Annotated in this window: 22 protein-coding genes; 12 read left to right on the top strand and 10 right to left on the bottom strand. The window is 71.1% G+C overall.

The genetic code is table 11. The annotated features are described in order from the left end of the window. Positions 1 to 2: 2 nt before the first annotated feature. Entirely contained in the window at positions 3 to 491 is a 489-nt protein-coding gene (locus HNQ07_RS14315; protein WP_184112945.1) for a hypothetical protein, read from the bottom strand. 153 nt (positions 492 to 644) lie between these two features. Between HNQ07_RS14315 and HNQ07_RS14320 the strand changes: the two genes are divergently transcribed. Further along, the gene (locus HNQ07_RS14320; RefSeq protein WP_184112947.1) at positions 645 to 1,115 is read left to right on the top strand and encodes a hypothetical protein; all 471 of its coding nucleotides are present in this window, start codon (positions 645 to 647) and stop codon (positions 1,113 to 1,115) included. 3 nt (positions 1,116 to 1,118) lie between these two features. Here HNQ07_RS14320 and HNQ07_RS14325 read toward each other — a convergent pair whose 3' ends face one another. Next, positions 1,119 to 1,538 carry a bleomycin resistance protein gene (locus HNQ07_RS14325; RefSeq protein WP_184112949.1) on the bottom strand — a complete coding sequence of 140 codons (420 nt, stop codon included), beginning with the start codon at positions 1,536 to 1,538 and terminating at the stop codon, positions 1,119 to 1,121. A 280-nt stretch (positions 1,539 to 1,818) separates the two neighbouring features. Between HNQ07_RS14325 and HNQ07_RS14330 the strand changes: the two genes are divergently transcribed. Then, the gene (locus HNQ07_RS14330; RefSeq protein WP_184112951.1) at positions 1,819 to 4,236 is read left to right on the top strand and encodes an ATP-binding protein; all 2,418 of its coding nucleotides are present in this window, start codon (positions 1,819 to 1,821) and stop codon (positions 4,234 to 4,236) included. Positions 4,237 to 4,322: 86 nt separating this feature from the next. On the opposite strand, the gene HNQ07_RS14335 is transcribed toward HNQ07_RS14330, so the two are convergent. Then, positions 4,323 to 5,345 carry a CAP domain-containing protein gene (locus HNQ07_RS14335; protein WP_184112953.1) on the bottom strand — a complete coding sequence of 341 codons (1,023 nt, stop codon included), beginning with the start codon at positions 5,343 to 5,345 and terminating at the stop codon, positions 4,323 to 4,325. Positions 5,346 to 5,409: 64 nt separating this feature from the next. Further along, on the bottom strand, positions 5,410 to 5,997 hold the full coding sequence (locus tag HNQ07_RS14340) for an RNA polymerase sigma factor (RefSeq protein ID WP_373298050.1): 588 nt from the start codon (positions 5,995 to 5,997) through the stop codon (positions 5,410 to 5,412). Between the two features lie 100 nt (positions 5,998 to 6,097). Between HNQ07_RS14340 and HNQ07_RS14345 the strand changes: the two genes are divergently transcribed. Genes HNQ07_RS14345 through HNQ07_RS14360 form a run of 4 tightly spaced genes read left to right on the top strand, consistent with a single transcriptional unit; the run spans position 6,098 to position 8,073 of the window. Next, positions 6,098 to 6,478: an FUN14 domain-containing protein gene (locus HNQ07_RS14345; RefSeq protein ID WP_184112957.1), complete on the top strand. Its 381-nt coding sequence runs from the start codon at positions 6,098 to 6,100 to the stop codon at positions 6,476 to 6,478. A 29-nt stretch (positions 6,479 to 6,507) separates the two neighbouring features. Continuing rightward, positions 6,508 to 6,993, top strand: coding sequence for a flavin reductase family protein (locus HNQ07_RS14350; protein WP_184112959.1), 486 nt, complete (start codon positions 6,508 to 6,510; stop codon positions 6,991 to 6,993). A 19-nt stretch (positions 6,994 to 7,012) separates the two neighbouring features. Next, on the top strand, positions 7,013 to 7,285 hold the full coding sequence (locus HNQ07_RS14355; RefSeq protein WP_184112961.1) for a hypothetical protein: 273 nt from the start codon (positions 7,013 to 7,015) through the stop codon (positions 7,283 to 7,285). A gap of 53 nt (positions 7,286 to 7,338) precedes the next feature. Further along, positions 7,339 to 8,073: a metallophosphoesterase family protein gene (locus HNQ07_RS14360; protein ID WP_184112963.1), complete on the top strand. Its 735-nt coding sequence runs from the start codon at positions 7,339 to 7,341 to the stop codon at positions 8,071 to 8,073. A 59-nt stretch (positions 8,074 to 8,132) separates the two neighbouring features. Here HNQ07_RS14360 and HNQ07_RS14365 read toward each other — a convergent pair whose 3' ends face one another. Beyond that, entirely contained in the window at positions 8,133 to 8,936 is an 804-nt protein-coding gene (locus tag HNQ07_RS14365) for a VC0807 family protein (protein WP_184112965.1), read from the bottom strand. A gap of 107 nt (positions 8,937 to 9,043) precedes the next feature. Between HNQ07_RS14365 and HNQ07_RS14370 the strand changes: the two genes are divergently transcribed. Then, a complete protein-coding gene (locus HNQ07_RS14370; protein WP_184112967.1) occupies positions 9,044 to 9,940 on the top strand; it encodes a polysaccharide deacetylase family protein in 897 nt (298 codons plus the stop codon). Positions 9,941 to 9,985: 45 nt separating this feature from the next. Next, entirely contained in the window at positions 9,986 to 10,660 is a 675-nt protein-coding gene (locus HNQ07_RS14375; RefSeq protein WP_184112969.1) for a hypothetical protein, read from the top strand. Between the two features lie 34 nt (positions 10,661 to 10,694). Here HNQ07_RS14375 and HNQ07_RS14380 read toward each other — a convergent pair whose 3' ends face one another. Further along, entirely contained in the window at positions 10,695 to 10,871 is a 177-nt protein-coding gene (locus HNQ07_RS14380; RefSeq protein ID WP_184112971.1) for a hypothetical protein, read from the bottom strand. 141 nt (positions 10,872 to 11,012) lie between these two features. Between HNQ07_RS14380 and HNQ07_RS14385 the strand changes: the two genes are divergently transcribed. Next, positions 11,013 to 11,669, top strand: a complete 657-nt coding sequence (locus tag HNQ07_RS14385) for a MarC family protein (protein ID WP_184112973.1) — start codon at positions 11,013 to 11,015, stop codon at positions 11,667 to 11,669. 90 nt (positions 11,670 to 11,759) lie between these two features. Beyond that, entirely contained in the window at positions 11,760 to 12,320 is a 561-nt protein-coding gene (locus HNQ07_RS14390) for an HNH endonuclease (RefSeq protein WP_229832016.1), read from the top strand. A gap of 58 nt (positions 12,321 to 12,378) precedes the next feature. On the opposite strand, the gene HNQ07_RS14395 is transcribed toward HNQ07_RS14390, so the two are convergent. Then, positions 12,379 to 13,251 carry a hypothetical protein gene (locus tag HNQ07_RS14395; RefSeq protein ID WP_184112975.1) on the bottom strand — a complete coding sequence of 291 codons (873 nt, stop codon included), beginning with the start codon at positions 13,249 to 13,251 and terminating at the stop codon, positions 12,379 to 12,381. A gap of 294 nt (positions 13,252 to 13,545) precedes the next feature. Between HNQ07_RS14395 and HNQ07_RS14400 the strand changes: the two genes are divergently transcribed. Together HNQ07_RS14400 and HNQ07_RS14405 are read left to right on the top strand one after the other, a co-directional pair. Next, positions 13,546 to 14,106 (top strand): HD domain-containing protein, encoded by a 561-nt coding sequence (locus HNQ07_RS14400; protein WP_184112977.1) that lies wholly within the window; start codon positions 13,546 to 13,548, stop codon positions 14,104 to 14,106. 105 nt (positions 14,107 to 14,211) lie between these two features. Further along, on the top strand, positions 14,212 to 14,754 hold the full coding sequence (locus HNQ07_RS14405; protein ID WP_184112979.1) for a WGxxGxxG-CTERM domain-containing protein: 543 nt from the start codon (positions 14,212 to 14,214) through the stop codon (positions 14,752 to 14,754). A gap of 149 nt (positions 14,755 to 14,903) precedes the next feature. Here the strand turns inward: HNQ07_RS14405 and HNQ07_RS14410 are convergent, their stop codons facing one another. Genes HNQ07_RS14410 through HNQ07_RS14420 form a run of 3 tightly spaced genes read right to left on the bottom strand, consistent with a single transcriptional unit; the run spans position 14,904 to position 18,291 of the window. Continuing rightward, a complete protein-coding gene (locus HNQ07_RS14410) occupies positions 14,904 to 15,359 on the bottom strand; it encodes a response regulator (RefSeq protein ID WP_184112981.1) in 456 nt (151 codons plus the stop codon). Further along, positions 15,352 to 17,616: a PAS domain-containing sensor histidine kinase gene (locus tag HNQ07_RS14415; RefSeq protein ID WP_229832018.1), complete on the bottom strand. Its 2,265-nt coding sequence runs from the start codon at positions 17,614 to 17,616 to the stop codon at positions 15,352 to 15,354. The genes HNQ07_RS14410 and HNQ07_RS14415 overlap by 8 nt, the downstream gene beginning before the upstream one ends. 9 nt (positions 17,617 to 17,625) lie before the next feature. Then, complete coding sequence (locus HNQ07_RS14420) at positions 17,626 to 18,291, bottom strand: response regulator transcription factor (protein WP_184112982.1); 666 nt, start codon at positions 18,289 to 18,291, stop codon at positions 17,626 to 17,628. Between the last annotated feature and the right edge of the window lie 21 nt (positions 18,292 to 18,312).

Genomic DNA, 18,312 nt, shown 5'->3' on the forward strand with positions numbered 1-18,312 from the left:
GCTCAGCGGCCGTGCGGCGTGCGGTCCATCCATGCCTCCAGCGCCGCGCGCAGCGTGTCTGGCGCCGTGACCACCACCGGCAGCCCCAGCGAGGCCACAGCGCTGGCCGCCGCGCACTCGCCCGGGTCGCCGCTTGCGGCGTCCGCACCGGTCCATGCGGGAAACTCGCCGCCCTCGGCGTAGGGCACGCCGCCCGCGTCCTCCACCATCCGCTCCGGCACCGTCACCGCCCTCCCCGACGACAGTGCCCGCTCTGCCACCACCAGGACCCCGCGCGGCCCGGTCGCCTGCACGGCGGCCAGCAGCGGCGTCACGCCGTCGTGCACGACCAGCGCCACGCGGCCCTTGCCGTCCACGCCCTCCAGGTGCGCGGCCAGGGTGCCGGCCAGGTCCGGCGGCGCCGCCACCAGCCACGTGTGCCCCCCCGGACGGCCCTCGAAACTGCCCCAGGCGCTGCCATACACGTCGGACCACGTTCGGGTGTGCTGCATTCGCACCAGCATAGAGGCCATGCGCTCAGGACGGCTCCGGGCCGACCGACCGGATGGACGACGCCGCGCTCGCAGTCCACGGCGGAGCGGGACGCCACGGCCATGGTATGGAACCACCAACCACGCCGCCGGATACGGCAGACTCAGGGAATCATGGCCGCTTCCGACCCCCATCCATTGGACGCCCTGCGCGACGAGGCGCAGACGACCCTCACGCCCGATGTCCGCGCCGCCCTGGACACGCTGAGCGCCGAGCACGCGCAGCTCCTGACGGGCACTAGCTGGGCCGCCGGCGCCGAGGACGCCCTGAGAACCGCGATTGGCATGGAACGCAAGGCGCAGATGGAGATGCGGATCGGCCTGGGCGCCGACGCTGACGCCCTCCCCCTGCGCAAGACCACGGCCCTGGCCGACATGACCCTGCCGGACCTCCTCGCGGAAGCGCGCGAGAACCGCGTGATGACCCTGCGCGTGCTGGACCTGCTGCTGGACACCGCCACGCGCCGACCCGTGCGCGCGTGGACGCTTGGCGAGGAGGTGCCACCGGAGGTGTACATCCTGAGCCTGCGCAACCGCCTGCGCCGGCTGGGCGAGAGCGTCGCGGAGCAGCGGCTGGAGGGCTGACGCTCAGTTCATGAAGCGCAGCAGGTCCCCGTCGGGGTCCTGAACGAGCACCTGCCGCTGCGTGTGTGGCGTGGCGCCCTCCACAGATGTGGCGGTGCTCAGCGGCGCGAAGAGGGGATAGCCCTGCGCGAGCAGCCGCGCGTGCGGGGCGTCTATATCAGGCACCACCATCTGGAAGTTGATGCCGCGTCCATACGGCCGTTCCAGCGGCCCGGTCAGCCACGCCTTGTCGGCGTGGGCCTGCTCCAGCATCCACTGCACGCGGCCCAGGCTCAGGTACGCGAAGCCGGGCCGCGTGTCGTGCAGCGTGAAGCCGAACACGCGGGTGTACACGTCCAGGCTGTGCGGCAGGTCGCTGACCATCAGTTCGGGCACCAGCGCTGCCCACTCGGTCAAGGGGACGTGGGAGGTGGTGTCAGTCATGCCTGCACGCGAGCGGCGCGGCCGGTCCCGGCGATGCGCGCTGTGGCCTACGCTCCGCGCCGGTGCGGTTTCGGAATCCTGACCCGTTGCCGGCCCGTGCGTCCGCCGTTGCAGCGGCTCCCGTATTTGACGCGCCAGAGGGCCTTCGCCTGCCGGATACACCGATATGGTGGGATTCGCATTCACCTCAGTATGTACACGACGTCTGACAGCCGGCTGTCAGGTCCGGACCGCCGCGAGGTGGGTTCCGCAGCGTTTCCCAGGAGCTTTATGCTGAACCATGCCCGATTACGAGAAGCTCGGCGCGTTCTACCTGGGGAAGGTCGTCGATCCGGCCACGAACACCGCGACGGATGAGCTGCTGCTGTACGACAGCACGGACCTGACGACGCACGCGGTGATCATCGGCATGACCGGCAGCGGCAAGACCGGCCTGGGCCTGGACCTGATCGAGGAAGCCCTGATGGACGGCGTGCCGGTGCTGGCGGTCGATCCGAAGGGTGACCTGGCGAACCTGCTGCTGACCTTCCCGGACCTGCGCCCGGAGGACTTCCGCCCGTGGGTGGACGACGCCGAGGCCACGCGGGCGGGCGTGTCGCCGGACGAGCTGGCGGCGCAGAAGGCGGAATTGTGGCGCAGGGGCCTCGCGGACTGGGACCAGAGCGGCGAGCGCATCCGCACACTGCGCGAGAAGGCGGACTTCGCCATCTACACGCCCGGGGGCAGCGCGGGCCTGCCGGTCAGCGTCCTCAAGGGCTTCGACGCCCCGCCGCCCGAGATCATGGACGACACCGACGCCCTGCGCGAGCGCGTGCAGGGCACCGTGACGGGTCTGCTGGGCCTGCTCGGCATTGACGCCGACCCGATGCGTTCACGCGAGCACGTGCTGCTCTCGAACCTGCTGAGCAGCGCGTGGGCCGACGGGAAGTCGCTGGACATGGGCGGCCTGATCGCCGGGATCCAGTCGCCGCCGTTCGGGCAGATCGGCGTGATGCCGGTGGATTCCTTCTACCCGCCCAAGGACCGTTTCGAGCTGGCGATGAGCCTGAACAACCTGCTGGCGTCGCCGGGCTTCCAGGCGTGGACACAGGGCGAGCCGCTGGACGTGGGCCGCTTCCTGTTCACGCCGGCGGGGAAACCGCGCGTGTCGATCATGAGCATCGCGCACCTGAACGACTCCGAGCGGATGTTCTTCGTGTCGATGCTGCTGAACGCCGTGCTGGCGTGGATGCGCACGCAGTCGGGCACCAGCTCCCTGCGGGCGATGCTGTACATGGACGAGATCGCGGGCTTCTTCCCCCCGAACGGCAACCCGCCCAGCAAGCCGCCCATGCTGACACTGCTCAAGCAGGCGCGCGCCTTCGGCCTGGGCGTGACGCTCGCCACGCAGAACCCCGTGGACCTGGACTACAAGGGCCTGAGCAACACCGGCACGTGGATGATCGGCCGCCTCCAGACCGAGAACGACAAGGCCCGCGTGCTGGAAGCCCTCCAGGGCGCCACCGCAGGTCAGAACGCCCTGAGCCGGGCGCAGCTGGACACGATGCTCTCCGGCCTGGGCAAGCGCGTGTTCCTGATGCACAACGTCCATGAGGGCCACCCCGTGCTGTTCACCACCCGCTGGACCATGAGTTATCTCGCCGGGCCGATCACGGGCACGCAGATCCGCCGGCTGATGCAGGGCCGGAAAGAGGCTGGAGGCGACAGGCCGAAGGCTGAAGGCCAGACTGCGGCTTCGCCCTCGGCGCTCGGCGCTCCGCCCTCCGCTTCCGCGAAGCCGGTCGTGCCCCCCGGCATCACCGAGGTCTACGTCCCGACGTCGCAGTCGGGCGTGCAGTACCACGCGCAGCTGCTGGCGGTGGCGCAGGTGCGCTACGCGTCCACGAAGTACCGGGTGGACGTGGCGGGCACGTTGCCGCTGGTGGCCGACGTGACCGACGGCCCGATTCCCGTGGACTGGGACGGCGCGGCCGAGCTGCACGTCGATCCGAACGCGCTGGAGAAGGAGGGTGCGCCGGGCGCGACGTACTCGGACGTGCCCGCGCCGCTGCTGAACCCGAAGAACCACGCGAAGTGGGCGAAGGAGGCGGCGAAGTACGTGGCGGCCAGCAAGCCCCTGACGCTGTGGCAGGAGCCCGGCAGCGGCCTGCTGAGCGCGCCCGGCGAGGCCGAGGGAGACTTCCGCGCCCGTGCCAGCCTCGCCGGGCGCGAGGCGCGCGACGCGGCGGTGCAGAAGCTGCGCGCGAAGTACGCGAGCAAGGTCGCCACCCTGCAAGACCGGCTGGAACGCGCGCAGCTGCGGGTGCAGCAGCAGCAGGCGCAGGCGCAGCAGGCCCAGCTCCAGACGGCCCTGAACGTCGGGGTGGGCGTGCTGGGGGCGCTGTTCGGCGGCGGGCGCCGCACCACGGCCATCCGCAGCGGCGTGTCGGGCGTGGGCCGTTCCATGCGCGAGGGCCAGGATGTGCAGGCCGCCCAGACAGAACTGAACCAGGTGGCGCAGCAGCTCCAGGACGTGCAGAACCAGGTGCAGGCCGAGGTGGACGCCCTGACGCTGGGCGCCGGCGGCGATCTGGCGAAGCTCGACGTGAAGGCCAAGAGCACCGACGTGACGGTCCCCCTGGTGGCCCTGGCGTGGCTGCCGTACACCCGCTCGGCGAACGGCGCGCTCACGCCGGCGTGGGACGGGGCGGAGGGATAAAAAAATCCGCCCTTCCGGGCGGTGATGCAAGCAATATAGCGCGGTATGCATGCCGGGTCAAGCTATGCACGCGGATGCCCGTGCCGTCAGGGCGTGGCGAAGACCTGCGTCCAGTAGCGGGTGTAGGGGCTGCCGGGGCGGTTCACGTACGCCAGGCCGATCAGGGTGAAGTCGCCCATGATGTTGTGGCAGTGGCCGGGGCTGCGCAGCCAGCCGTCCACGACCTGCGCGGGCGTCTCGTGCCCGGCGGCGATGTTCTCGCCCACCAGGCTGGGCTGCATGCCGGCGGCCTGGACGCGGCGCATCGGCGTGCTGCCGTCCAGGCCGCTCACGTGGTCGAAGTATCCGGCCAGCGCCATGCCCGCCGACTGCGCGAGCGCCGCGACGTCCAGCGTGGCGTTCTGCTTCAGCGGCGGCAGGGCCGGCCCGCCCTCTTTCAGGGTGGCGCAGTTCCAGCCGTGCGTGCGGGCGACGTTGGTGAGGCGCAGCACCTCGTTCTCGTACACCAGGCTGCCGGTGAAGGGTGCGGCGATGAAGGTCAGGGCGCGTTCCTGCACCCGGCCGTCCTGCGTGACGCCGGCCGACACGGCGCGGTGCGGGCCGTCACTCAGGCGCACGGGGCGGTCGGTGACGGGCTGACTGTCGAGCTGCAGTTTCGGCGTGGTGGGCGAGTAGTACACGCTGTCGACCGTGCTCAGGCGCACCTGCCCCTGCCCGAGCAGGACCGTGAGTTCGCTGCGCTCCGGCCCGCCGGACTGCACGTCGATGGTGCCCTGTGCGCGGCTCACCAGCCGGCCCTGGGCGTCCAGCAGCCGGGCCTGCATGGTGTACACGCCGCTGCGGTAGTACGTGTGCTGCACCTGCGTTCCGCTGGCACTGGCTCCGTCCCCGAAGGTCCACTCGATGCGGTAGGTGGGCTGCGCGCTGGCGTGGAACGTGACCAGCAGCGGCGCGCGGCCCTCGGAACTGGAGGTGTACCCGACCTTGAAGGCCGGGTCGGCGGCCTGACCGTGCGCGCCGTTCCAACTGGAACTGCCCGCGCACGCGAGGGTGCCGGTCACGAGGAGGCGTAGCAGGGTGGACACGGAATGACGAACGCTCGACCTCACCCCCCCAGGCTACGTGACGGGCTCTTGCGGTGGTGTGACAGACGCGGCGGGCCTGCCGGGCAGCTCAGTTCACGTCCGCGACGTCTGCGAGCAGCTGCGCGAGCTGCTCCTTGGCGCGGAACACCCGGCTTTTCGCGGTGCCCACCGCCACGCCCTGGATCTGCGCGATCTCCTCGTACGGCAGGTCCTCCACGAAGCGCAGCACGACCGCCTCGCGGTACTCCTCGGGAAGTTTCAGCAGGGCGCGCTGCACACGGTCCTGAGCGTCGGCGCTCTCGGCGGCCTGCACCGGCGAGCGGGCCGCGCTGGTCACCTCGAAGCCCACGTCCTCGCGCGCCTCCTCCAGCGAGAAGCGCTGGAGCTGCTTGCGGCGGTGCGACTCGATCTGCGTGTTGCGGGCCACCTGATACAGCCACGGCAGCACGCGCTCGCCGGGCCGGAAGGTGCGGATGCTTCTCCACGCGCGGTAGAAGACCTCCTGGGTCAGGTCGAGCGCGTCCTCGCTGCTGCCCTCCAGGCGGTACAGGTAGCCGTACATGCGGCCCTCGTACTCCTGCACGAAGGCGTACCACGCGGCCTCGTCGCCCGCCACGAGCTGCGCGAGCCGCTCGGGCGGCAGCAGGTCGGCGGGGGCGTCAGGCAGCGTCTCCACAATGAGCGCAGGATAGCAGCGTGCCCAGCGCCACGCGCCGGGGAAGGCCGGCGTCACGCGCGGCGCGCTAGCATGCCCCCGCTCCGGCACCCCGATCCCCATGACGACGCTCCCGACCCCCACCCCCACGCCGACCGCCCCGGACGCGGCGCACAGCGTCAGCCTGCTCGACGCCCTGCGCCCCGCCCTGCCGGACCTGAGCGTGGGCGCGCTGCTGGGCTTCGCGACCGGCGTGGCGCTGCGGTACGTGGGCCGCGTGGTGCTGATCGTGGTCGGCGTGCTGTTCATCACGCTGCAACTCCTGGCGTACTTTGACCTGATCAGCATCAACTGGATCAAGCTCCAGACCCTGACCGAACCGTGGCTGCGACAGGGCGGCGAGCAGGGCGCGTCGTGGCTGCGCCGCGTGCTGACCGCGAACCTGCCGTTCGCCGGCGCCTTCTCGGCCGGGCTGCTGGTCGGCCTGCGCGCGCGCGTCTAGCGCCGGCAGGGGTGCCCTACACTGCGCCCATGACTGCCACGCCCGCCGGCCTCACCCCGGACGAATTCCGCCAGACCCTGGGCCGCTTCGCGAGCGGCGTGACCATCGTGACCGCCACGGACGGCACGCAGCGCCGCGGCATGACCGCCAGCGCGTTCGTGTCCGTGAGCCTCCAGCCGCCGCTGATTCTGGTCAGCGTGGACGCCCGCGCGCACATGCACGCCCTGCTGGCCGAGCAGAGCGTCACGCACTTCGGCGTGAACGTGCTGAGCAGCGCGCAGCGGCACCTCAGCGACCATTTCGCCGGCAAGCCCGGCCCCGAGGAACTCGTGCCGTGGTTCGAGCACGAGGGCCTGCCGCTGCTGGGCGGCGCGGTCGCGCAGCTCGTGTGCCGCAAGGATCAGGCCATTCCCGCCGGGGACCACACGCTGTATGTGGGCTTCGTGGAATACGCCCGCTACACCGACGACGATCCGCTGCTGTACTTCCGCGGGCAGTACCACGAACTCGGGTAGCGACCGGCATACTGGGCGGGTGCCCCCCGTCGTCCCACAACTGCTGATCGCGCTGGCGCTCGCTGTCCTGACCTCCGTGATCGGGTACCCGCTCGACATCGGCGGCGGGCGTCACGTGGACGCGCTGGACGCCTTCTTGCTGATGTTCGCGCTGGTGAACCTGCGCGGCGCGTGGGCCACCGCGAATGCTGGCCCCGGCGGCCGCGCGCCCGCGTGGTTCGTCGTGTGCGGGCTGCTGCTGGCCGCCGCGATCACGTGGGCCATGGTGCGCGCCCTGACGCCCACACCGTAGGTCACCGTGGTCCGCCGCTGTGTGCGCCGGACACGCGGGCTACACTCCGGGGCATGATCCGTCTCGCCATCCTCGCGGACCTGCACGCCAATCTGGCGGCCACGCTCGCGGTGCACGCGGATATGCAGCGCCGCGGCCTGACCGAAGCGTGGGTGCTGGGCGACCTGGTGGGCAAGGGACCGCGCCCGAAGGAAGTGCTGGAGTGGACGCAGGCGCACGCCAGCCGCGTCATCCAGGGCAACTGGGACGCCCGCGTGGCCGGCGCGACCCACCGCCCGCAGGACCTGTGGCCTCGCAGCAAGCTGAGCGCCGCGCAGCTGTCGTACCTGGGGGAACTCCCGTACGGTATCGAGGAGCAGTTCGCGGGCGCGTGGTGGCGCTTCGTGCACGCCAGCAGCCGCGGGCTGTTCCACCGCCTGTATCCGCATTCCAGCCTCGCCGACCAGATCGGCGCCTTCGAGCCCAACGCACAGTACGGCCTGAAGGTCCACGCCGACGCGCTGGTGTACGCCGACATGCACGAGGCGCTGCTGCTGGACGTCGAGGGCCGCCCGCTGATCAACTGCGGCAGCGTGGGCAATCCGCTGGACTCCACCCTGCCGTGCTACCTGATCCTGGAATTCGATCCGTACAGTCCCATGCACGCCGCGACCTTCGTGCGCCTGACCTACGACCGCGACGAGGAGATCAGCGCCGCCGAGGCGAGCGGCATGCCCTTCACCAAGGAGTACGTGACCGAACTGCTGACCGGCGCCTTCCAGAAGCGCCGGGCGCGGACAGGGGAGTAGGGCGCAGGGGCAAAGAGCAGAGGGCCGGGAGTCGTCCGGCCCTCTGCTCTTCTCGTTTCTCAGCCCTCGGCCAGTTCTCCGCGCTCGCGCATGGCGGCCTCCAGCTTGGCGGGTTCCAGCAGGCTCGCGCCCTGGCCGTAGCGCCTCTGCACGGCGCGCTGCACGATCCAGAAGGCGACGGCGATGCCGGCCAGGCTGACGATCAGGCCCGGCACGCGCATGATCGCGTTCACGGCCGCGACCTGGGCGTTGAAGTCGTCGGTGCCGAACTTGGCGGTCACGCGCACGTAGTTCACGATGCTGTTCACCACGCCGCCCAGCAGGTCCACTCCTGCGAACACCACAGTGCCCAGCGCCAGCGCGCGGTGCACGCCCGGGTCGCGCATGGCCTGCTGGGTGGCGGCGCGGTGCTCGGGGCTCTCGCCCAGGCTGGCGGCGTCCAGAAACACGCGCAGCAGCGGCACGCTGGTCGCGGCGCTGATCAGGAACAGCACGCCGGTCAGGTACGAGCGGGCCGAGTCCTTGACCGCGAACCAGAAGCCGTCCACGAACCAGAACGCCAGCGCGCCGGAGAACACCGAACCCGCCCCGCCGATCAGCGCGACGGGGCTCAGGGTGCGGTTGCGCACGAGGTCCCAGACCACGTACGCCACCGGAATCAGGGCGGCCAGCACGTAGGCGCGGACGTTGCCGTCCCGGCCGCCGCCGAACACCTGTTCGGCCACGCTGATACCGCTGCCCAGAATGTTCGGGCTGAGCACCAGGATCGGGATGATGAAGGTGAACACCAGGTCCCAGACGGTCTTGGGGACGCCCGCGCGGGCCTTCTTGGCGATGCGGGAAGTGGGGGTCGGGCCGGACATACAGCGTGCATTGTGGCACCCCCGGATGAACCGTGCCGGGAATGCGCGGCCGGTGGTGCGGTCGCGTGCCATGCTGGGCGTACGTCCCTGTGTTCCGCTGGAGGTTCATGCGGCCCAACCCGCTCCTGAATGCCCTCGGCTACGCGCCCACCGACCGCGTCGTGATCTTCCACGCGGACGACATCGGCCTGTGCGGGGCCACGGTGGACGCCTACGCGGAGTTGCTGGAGGTCGGGACGCTCACCTCGGCTGCGCTGATGGTGCCGTGCCCGGCGGCGGCCGAGGGAGCCGCCGTGGCCCGCGCGTTCCCGCACGCGGACCTGGGCGTGCACCTGACCCTCACCAGCGAGTGGGACGCCCTGCGCTGGGGTCCGGTCAGCACCCGCGACCGGGCGAGCGGTCTGCTGGACGCGCAGGGGTATTTCCCGCACGGCACCGCCGAGGTTCAGGCGACCGGGCGCCCGGACGCGGTGGCGACCGAGCTGGCGGCGCAACTCGACCGGGCGCGGGCGTGGGGCGTGGACGTCACGCACGTGGACTCGCACATGGGCGCGCTGGCCCACCCGAAGTTCCTGCCGGCCGTGATGGCCCTGGCGGGCCGCGAGGGCCTGCCCGCCATGTACCCCCGGATGGCGCCGGCCGGCTGGCGGGCGCAGGGCTTCGGTCCGGTGGCCGCGGCGTTCGCGTGGAGTTACGGCCGGTTGCTCCAGGCGGCGGGTCGGCCGCTGGTGGATCACCTGCGGATGCTGCCCCTGCACGAGGGCGGCGACCACGTCGACGTGACGCGGCGGATGCTCGCGGACCTCCCGCCGGGCCTGACGCACTTCATCCTGCACCCGGCGCGCGACACGCCGGAGCTGCGCGCCACCTGCGCCGACTGGGAGGGCCGCGTGGCGAACCACAAGGCCCTGTGCGATCCGCGGCTGCGACAGGTGATCGCGGACCTCGGCGTGCACACCACCGGGTACCGGCCCGTGCGGGAGTGGATGCGGGCGCAGGGGTAGGCCGCAGGCCGGGTGTCCCGCCCGCCACGGGGTACGCTGCCGGGCGTGAGCGCGCCCGCCCCGGACTTCCCCACCTTTCCCGCGCGGACCTTCCTGCCCGCCTTCCTGCTCGGCTGGGGGCTGGGCACCGCGCTGACCTTCGCCCTGCGGACACTGGGCGGCGCGCTGCTGACCTCCCCGTGCCAGGGGCACACGCTGCTGGCCCTGCTGCTGCCGCTGCTGATGGGCCCCGGCGGGCTGGCCTTCACCGCCGCGCACTGGCGGCGGCCCCGGCGCGCGGCGCTGGGCCTGGGGCTGGTCGTGGCGTCGCTGCTGCCCGCGCTGTATGTCGGGGCGCGTGACATCGCCGTGCTGCGGGGCGAGGGCTGCGCGGGCGGGTACATCGTGTTCGCGTCCGCCGGCGGCTCGTCCGTCTCCACCCTGAGCCTCCCGGCGGGCAGCGCGCGCGACCTCACCGGCCGGGTGGGCGGCTACACGCCGGGCACGCACCCAGGCGTGTTCACGCTGGAGGCGCAGTCCAGCACGCCGGGCCTGCAGGTCAGCCTGCCCCGCACCACCGTCCGGGCGGGCGAGGTGTTCCCGGTGCGGATCACGGCCGTGCCGTCAGCCGGCGTGAACACCTACACCGTGGGCGTGCGGGCCACCACCACCCAGGACGGGCGCACGGCCACGGCCAGCTCGAGCCTGGAGGTCGACGTCCGGCCCGCCCCGCGGCCCTGAGCCGCGCCGGGACCATCGTCCGTCAGGCCGCCGGTCAGTCGATGCTCTCGGCGGCGGCCAGTTCGCGCGTCTGCTTCGGGCTCACGGCGGCGGCCAGCAGCACGAAGGGCAGCAGCAGGATGCCCAGCAGGCCCCACCGTGCCGGCCTGGACGGGCGCGTCGGCGGCCGGGCCAGCTTCGGGGCGGCATTCTTGGACGGCTGAGTGGTCATGCGGTCATCATTCCCACAGCACTCTTACACAGTCCTCACCGTCATGGTGAGTCAGGTCGCTTACACAGTCGGAGCTGTGTAGATGGGGCGCCGCGCCCGTCCGTCCACCACCACCCTCGCGCCGCCTGTTACGCTGCGCGGGTGCCGGACCTGGCCGATGTGCTCACCACCATCAACCGCACCTTCCTGACCATGCTGGTGGTCATGGACCCGGTTGGTCTGGCGCCCATCTTCATCGGCCTGGCCGGGCACCGCCCCAGCTTCGAGCGGCGGCGGGTGGCGGCGCGCGCGACCCTGGTGGCGGGCGGCATCATCCTCGCGTTCGGACTGGGCGGCCGGGCGCTGCTGGAACATCTGGGCATCAGCCTGAGTTCGTTCCGCGTGGCGGGCGGCATCCTGCTGTTCCTGATCGCGCTGGACATGGTGTTCGCGCGGCCCAGTGGCAGCAAGGAAAACCCGGACGAGGAGCGCGAAGCGCAGGAACGCCCGGACATCAGCGTCTTCCCGCTCGCCATTCCGCTGATCGCGGGGCCGGGCACGCTGGCGAGCATCATGATCCAGGCGAGCGCCACCCACGGGAACGCGCTGCTGCTCGGCGTGGTGTTCGTGGTGACGGGCTTCGTGCTGCTGCTGTGCTACCTCGCGCTGCGGCTGTCCGGCCAGATCGCCCGCGTGATCGGCGTGACGGGCGTGCACGTGGTCACCCGCGTGCTGGGCGTGCTGCTGGGCGCGCTGGCCGTGCAGTACGTCGCGGACGGCGTGCTTGACCTGCTGCGCGGCGGCCTGAAGACTGGCTGAGCGCTAGGCCAGAAGTCTCAGCCCGCCGGGCCGCGCGCTAAGCGTGCCGGCGCAACATCATCCTGACCACCCGGCGGTAGAATGCCGGGCATGATCTCCAGAAAGGACATGCCCATGGAGGAGGACGCGCGAATACCGCACGTCGCGGCGGACCTGAACGCCCCGCGCGTGCTGGTGCTCAACGCGTCCTATGAGCCCCTGCACGTGACCAGCGCCAAGCGCGCGATCACGCTGGTGCAGTACGGCGTGGCCGAGGTTCTGGAGAGCAGTGCCGATATCGTGCGGTCGCCCAGCACCATCCTGAAGGTGCCCAGCGTGATCCGCCTGCGCAAGTACGTCCGGCGCCCGCGCGTGCACCCGGTACCGTTCAACCGCCGCAACGTGCTGAGGCGTGACACCTTCGTGTGCCAGTACTGCGGCAGCCCCGAGGAACTCACGCTCGACCACGTCATGCCGCGCTCGCGGGGCGGGCGGCACAACTGGGAGAACGTGGTCACCGCATGTAGACCGTGCAACCAGCGCAAGGGGAGCCGCACCCCCGACGAGGCCGGGATGCCGCTGCGCACCCGGCCTCGCGCACCTACGTTCGGGGTGTACGCGCACGGACAGTTCGCGCACTGGCAGCCCGAGTGGGCTCGCTACATCCACTGACCGGCATCAGACAAGGGCCGCCCGGTGATCCTGGGCGGCCCTTGTGCTGGTCCTGGACTTACGGAGTGACGCTGTACGGCACGGTGTAGGTGCCGCCCATGGTGCCCTTGGCGAACATCTGTGTGAAGGGTGTGGCCGACAGCTGGTGGGTGCCGGCCGTGAAGAAGGCGCCGTCACACGCGAGGTAATCGCCCTTCTTGCCGTTGCCGCCCTTGGTATCGCCGCAGTACGCGAACGGCGCCTCGTTCTCGACGTACTGCCGGTTGCCGGTGCGGATGAAGCGCACGCTGCGCACGTTGCCGCTGGTGTTCGCGCGGAAGTTCAGGCGCTTGGGCAGCGCCGAGAGTTGCAGCCGCGCTCCGGGCTGGATCGGGTCGTAGCCCGGCACCGGCTGGTTGGTGTCGGCGTTGATCAGCGTGATGCTGGTCACCGCGAAGGCCGGGGCCGGCGTGGGCGCCTGCGCGACATTCACCACGGAGTAGGTCACCGACAGGCCCAGTCCGGCCTGCCCCGAGGCGTTCGCACCGGTGTACGGCGTGGCGATCACCGTGTGCTGGCCAGGGCGCAGCGCCTCGGCGCAGTCGCTGCCGTCGCACAGCGAGAACGGGGCGATGTTCTCGCTGTGGTAGTTCAGGTTGCTGTCCAGGCCAAAGCGCACGCTCTGCACCGTGCCGACCGGGTTGGCGCGGATGCTCAGCGACTTCGGCAGGGCCGCGAGGTTGAGGGTCGCGCCCGGCTGGATGGGGTTGAAGCCGGGCACCGGCTGCCCGGTGGCCGCGTTGATCAGGGTCAGGCTGCCCACGCTGACGGGCGACGTGGGGTTCACGACGATGCTCTGGCTCTTGACGGTCTGCGCGTGCACGGCGGCCGGAACGGTGGCGACCAGGGCGCTCAGGATCAGCGCGGCGCGGAGGGATCGGGATGTGGTCATGGCAGTCCTCGTATGGTTCTGGGTGGTGACGTTCGCGGTGGCCCGGGGGCGTCCGGTGGGGACGGCGGCCGACTGACTCCTACGGTGTAGCCGCCGAAGATGATGCCGGGCTGATTTTGCACCACATGTTCCCTTAGGTTCACCGGCCGTCGCCCTCGGCCCGCAGCTGTCTCAACGTTTCCTCCGGAGTTGCCACGGTCACGTGAACGTTCAGCTGGGCCTCCGCGTCCGGCACGCTGTTCGGCGCGGCCGGACACGCGCGGAGTGCCGGTGGGCGCTGCTCTAGACTGCGGCATGAACCGCGACCAGGCGTACGCCCTAATGCTGGAACACACTCCCTCCGCCTCGTTGCAACGGCACATGCTGAATGTCGAGACCGCCATGCGCTGGTATGCCCGGCACTGGGGCGAGGACGAGTACACCTACGCCGTGACCGGCCTGCTGCACGACTTCGACTACGAACTCCACCCGCAGGAGCACCCCACGTGGGGCGTGACCTACCTGCGCGAGCACACCGACACGCCGCCCGACGTGCTCGACGCGATCATGGGCCACGCTGCCTACACCGGCACCCCGCGCGACACGCGGCTGGCAAGGACGCTCTTCGCGGTGGACGAACTCACCGGCCTGATCCAGGCGGCCGCCCTGATCCGGCCCGACCGGGACGTACGCGGCGTGGAACTCGGCAGCCTCAAAAAACGGTTCAAGAACCGCGCCTTCGCGGCCGGCGTGAACCGTGACGAGGTCATCCAGGGCGCGCAGGAACTCGGCGTGGACCTCGACACGCACCTGCACAATGTCCTAAGAGCGATGCAGGAGGCGGCCGGAGCGGGTGCCCCCCAGCCGGTTTCCTAAGGGCGTCCGGAGGTCAGCTGAAGGGGGCTACAGACTTCCCTCAGGGAGCTCGGCCGTACGCCCGGCACACTGCGGGTCACGTCACATTCCCCACAGGAGCTTGCCATGACCCAGACCCGCACCACGACCGCCGCCCTGCTGACCTTCGCCCTCCTCGCCGCTCCCACAGCGCTGGCCACTGCCCCCACCCCAGGCGCTGTGCAGGTGCAGTCCGACGCCACACCGGGCCAGCCGGACGGCGCGGCCGAACAGACCGGCGCCGCCGTTGATCAGGCGGCCGCTGCGACCGGCGAGGCCGTCGACAATGCGGCCCAGGCCACCGGTGAGGCCATCGACAATGCGGCTCAGGCCACGGGGGAGGCTGTGGACGCTGCCGGCGACGCCGTGACCGACGCGGCCGCCGCGACCGGCGAGGCCGTGGACAACGCTGCGCAGGCCACCGGCGAGGCCATCCAGAACACCGGCGCAGCGATCAACAACGCCGCCGATCCCAACGGCGACGGCGTGGTCGATACCAACAACGACGGCGTGGCCGACACCCGCCAGTTCCCGTGGGGGCTGCTGGGCCTGCTGGGGCTCTTCGGTCTGCTGGGCCGGACCCGGCCCGCCACGACCACCACGACGGTCGGCACGGCCAGCCGTCACTGAACGTCGGTCGGGTCACCGCGTGTCGCGTGGGGTGACCAGACCGACCCTTGTAGACGACCGCCCCTCTGGCACGTGGGCGGAGGGGCGGTCGTCTGAGGGGCTGGGCTGATGGACACCCCAGGTCACCGTCGGGAGCCGGCCCCGGGGAGTCAGTGCTGGTCGCGGCGGGGGGGGAAGCGCACGAAGGTCATCCAGAAGTTCTCGAAGGCGCGCATGGCCCCCAGGAAGTTCTCGAAGCCGACCGGCTTGACCACGTACCCGCTGGCGTGGCGTTCGTAGGAGCTGCGCACGTCCTCGTCGGACTGGCTGGTGGTGAGCATCACGACCGGAATGCTGCCCAGCGAGCGGTCGGCCTTGATCTCCTGCAACACCTCCAGGCCGTTCTTACGCGGCATGTTGATGTCCATCAGGATGACGTCCGGGCGCGGCGCACCGGCGTGTTCGCCCTCGCGCCGCAGGAAGCGCAGGGCCTCGACGCCGTCCCGGGCCACATGCAGGCGGTTGGGGACGCTGGCCTCCTCAAAGGCTTCCAGGGTCAGCAGTACGTCGGGCTCGTTGTCCTCGACCAGCAGAATTTCGATGTGTGGGGGAGTGGGTTCAGTCATGTTCGGGCGCGGCGGGCAGCGTGAAGTGGAAGGTGCTGCCCTGTCCGGGCGAGGACTCCAGCCACAGGTGGCCGCCGTGTTGCTCCACGATTCTACGGCAGATGGCGAGCCCCATTCCGTTCCCGGCGTAGGTCTCTCGGGGGTGAAGCCGCCGGAAGATCTCGAATACCCCCTCGGCCGCGTCCTGGTCGATCCCGATGCCGTTGTCGGCCACTTGCACGTGGACCCAGTTCCCTTCCCGCACGGACTCGACCCGCACCTGCGGCGCGCGCTCCGGCGGCACGAACTTCAGGGCGTTACCGATCAGGTTCGTGAGCAGCTGGGTGACCAGGGTGCCCTGACCCAGCACCGTGTGCGGCGTGTCCCACGTCAGGGTGCCGCCGGTCTGCTGGAGGGTGCCCTGCACGTCCTGCGCGCCTGCCGCCAGCACGTCGGCCAGCACCACCGGACGCTGCGGGCTCTCGTCGCGGCCCACGCGGGCGAAGGCGAGCAGGTCCTGGATCAGGCCGCGCATGCGGTCCGCCGCCGACTCCATGACGCCCAGGTACGTGGTGGCGCGCGCGTCCAGCTGCCCCCCGGCGCGGTGTGCGAGCAGCTGCGTGTAGGTGCCGATGGTCCTCAGCGGCTCCTGCAGGTCGTGGCTGGCGACCGCCGCGAACTGTTCCAGGTCGTGGTTGCTGCGCTGCAATTCCAGCATCGCGGCCTGCAGCTGCTCCTGCGTGCGGGTGCGCTCGGTGATGTCCTGCATTATGACGACCGCGCCGGTGATCTCGCCCTGATCGCCGTGGGTGGGCGTGACCACGTAAGACACCGGCACCGCACGGCCCTGCGCGTGCCAGAACACGTCCGCCTCCACGCGCCGCACCTCGCCGTCCTCCAGCGTCCGGTGAATGGGGCAGTCGTGGAGCGGGAACGGCGAACCGTCCGCGTGGTGGTGGTGGATCAGGGCGTGCTGCTCCGAGCCGATCATGCCCTCCACGCTGTGGCCCACTATCCGGGCTGCGCTGGGGTTGGCGAAAGTCGTGACGCCCTGCCGGTCCAGCCCGAACACGCCCTCGCCCGCCGCCGTGAGCAGCAGCGTGGAAAAGCGCGTGACCTCGGCCAGCCGCTGCGTGCGTTCCTGCACCTGCGCTTCGAGGGCCGCGGCGTCCGCCGTGTGCGGCGTCCCCGTGCCCGGTTCCGGCGGCACCTCGCTGTACGCCCCGATCCACTCCTCGACGGTGCCGTCCTCGCCGCGCACCGGCGCGGCCCGCACCTGCATGGACACGAACGCGCCGTCCGCGCGCCGCAGGCGGTGGGTGGTCGCGTACACCGTCTGCGCGTCGCGGGCGGTCCGCCACGCCTCCAGGGTGTGTCGGCGGTCGTCGGGATGCACCGCCGACAGACAGCCTCGGCCCTCGTACTCCAACGGGGTCTGCCCGGTGAACGCTTCCCAGTCCGGCTGGGGTGCCAGGACGGAGCCGTCCTCGCGGGCCGTCCACACGACCTGCGACGTCGCCTCGACCAGCGAGCGGTACTGGCGCTCGCTGCGCCGCACCTCGGCGTCGGCGCGCTGCCGCTCCGTCACGTCCTCGAACATCACCGTGACCTGCCGCACCTGCGCGCTGCCCGGCACCCGCCGCGGCACGGCGGTCACGTGCAGCCAGCGCCACGTGCCGGACGGCGGGTGGAAGATGCCCATGGGCACCTGGCGCTGCACCTGCCCCGTGCGGATCGCCTGGATGGCCGCGCGCTCCTCGGCGGGGAACGGCTCCCCGTTCGGCCGGATGGCCCGCCAGCGGACGTCCGCCGCGTCCCGCCCGGTCAGCTGTTCCTCGCTCAGGCCCAGGATCTCCTGCGCCCGCTCGTTCGCGTGCAGAACGGCGCTGTCTGGCCCATGCACCGTGACGCCCAGCCCCAGCGTGTCCAGCAGGTGCAGCGCCGTCTCCATGGGATCGCGGCCCACCTGGAGGTGCAGCAGCGCGCCGCCCGGTCCAGCCGGCGCGACCGTGACCTGCCCAGGCGCGATCACGTCGCGCAGCTTCACGCTCACGCGGCCCGTCTCGCCCTGCCACGCCTCCGCCACCGCGAGCAGCACGTCGGGCAGCGCCGCATCGTCGAAGAGCCGCCGCCAGTCGTCCGCCTCACCCAGCTGCCGCAGCCGGCTGCGCGCGGCCGGGTTCATGGCCGCCGGACCTTCCTCCCGGACGAGCACCACCGGATTCGGGATGGCCTGGATCAGCGCGCCGAACTCCGGGCTGGCCGCACTCAGGCCCACGGTCGCCGGTCAGCCGCGCAGGGCGTAGCCGACGCCGCGCACGGTGCGCAGCAGGCCGTAGCCGTCCAGGTCACGCAGCTTGGCGCGCAGGTTGGCCATATGCACGTCCACCACGTTGCTGCCGTCGGGCAGCCGGCCCTGCCAGATCTCCTGGCCGATCTCCTGGCGCGAGTACACCCGGCCCGGCTGGCGGATCAGCAGCGCCAGGATGTCAAATTCCTTGGGCGACAGGCGCAGTTCCTCGGCCTTGTACGTCACCAGGCGCTTTTGCGGATCGAGCGTCAGGTCGCCCATGGTCAGGCTCTCGGTGGTGCGCTGGCGCAGCTGCACCTTCACGCGGGCCAGCAGCTCGTCCGGGTGGAAGGGCTTGATCAGGTAGTCGTCGGCGCCCAGGCCCAGCAGGCGCACCTTTTCCTCGACCGTGTCGCGCGCGGTCAGGACGATGATCGGCACGGCGCTGTTCTTGCGCAGGCGCTGCACCACGTCCCCGCCGTCGAAGTCCGGCAGGCCGAGGTCCAGCAGGATCAGCGTCGGGTGCTCCTCGCGGGCCTTGATCAGGCCGTTCATGGCGCTGTCCGCATGCTCGACGTCGTAGCCAGCATCCGTCAGGTCCATGCGCAGGACGTTGGCGATGTCCTGATCGTCTTCGATGACAAGAATCCGTTGTGTGGTCACGTGATCCATCATAAGCCTTCA

The sequence above is a fragment of the Deinococcus metalli genome (assembly GCF_014201805.1).
In the GTDB taxonomy this organism is placed as follows: Bacteria; Deinococcota; Deinococci; order Deinococcales; family Deinococcaceae; genus Deinococcus; species Deinococcus metalli.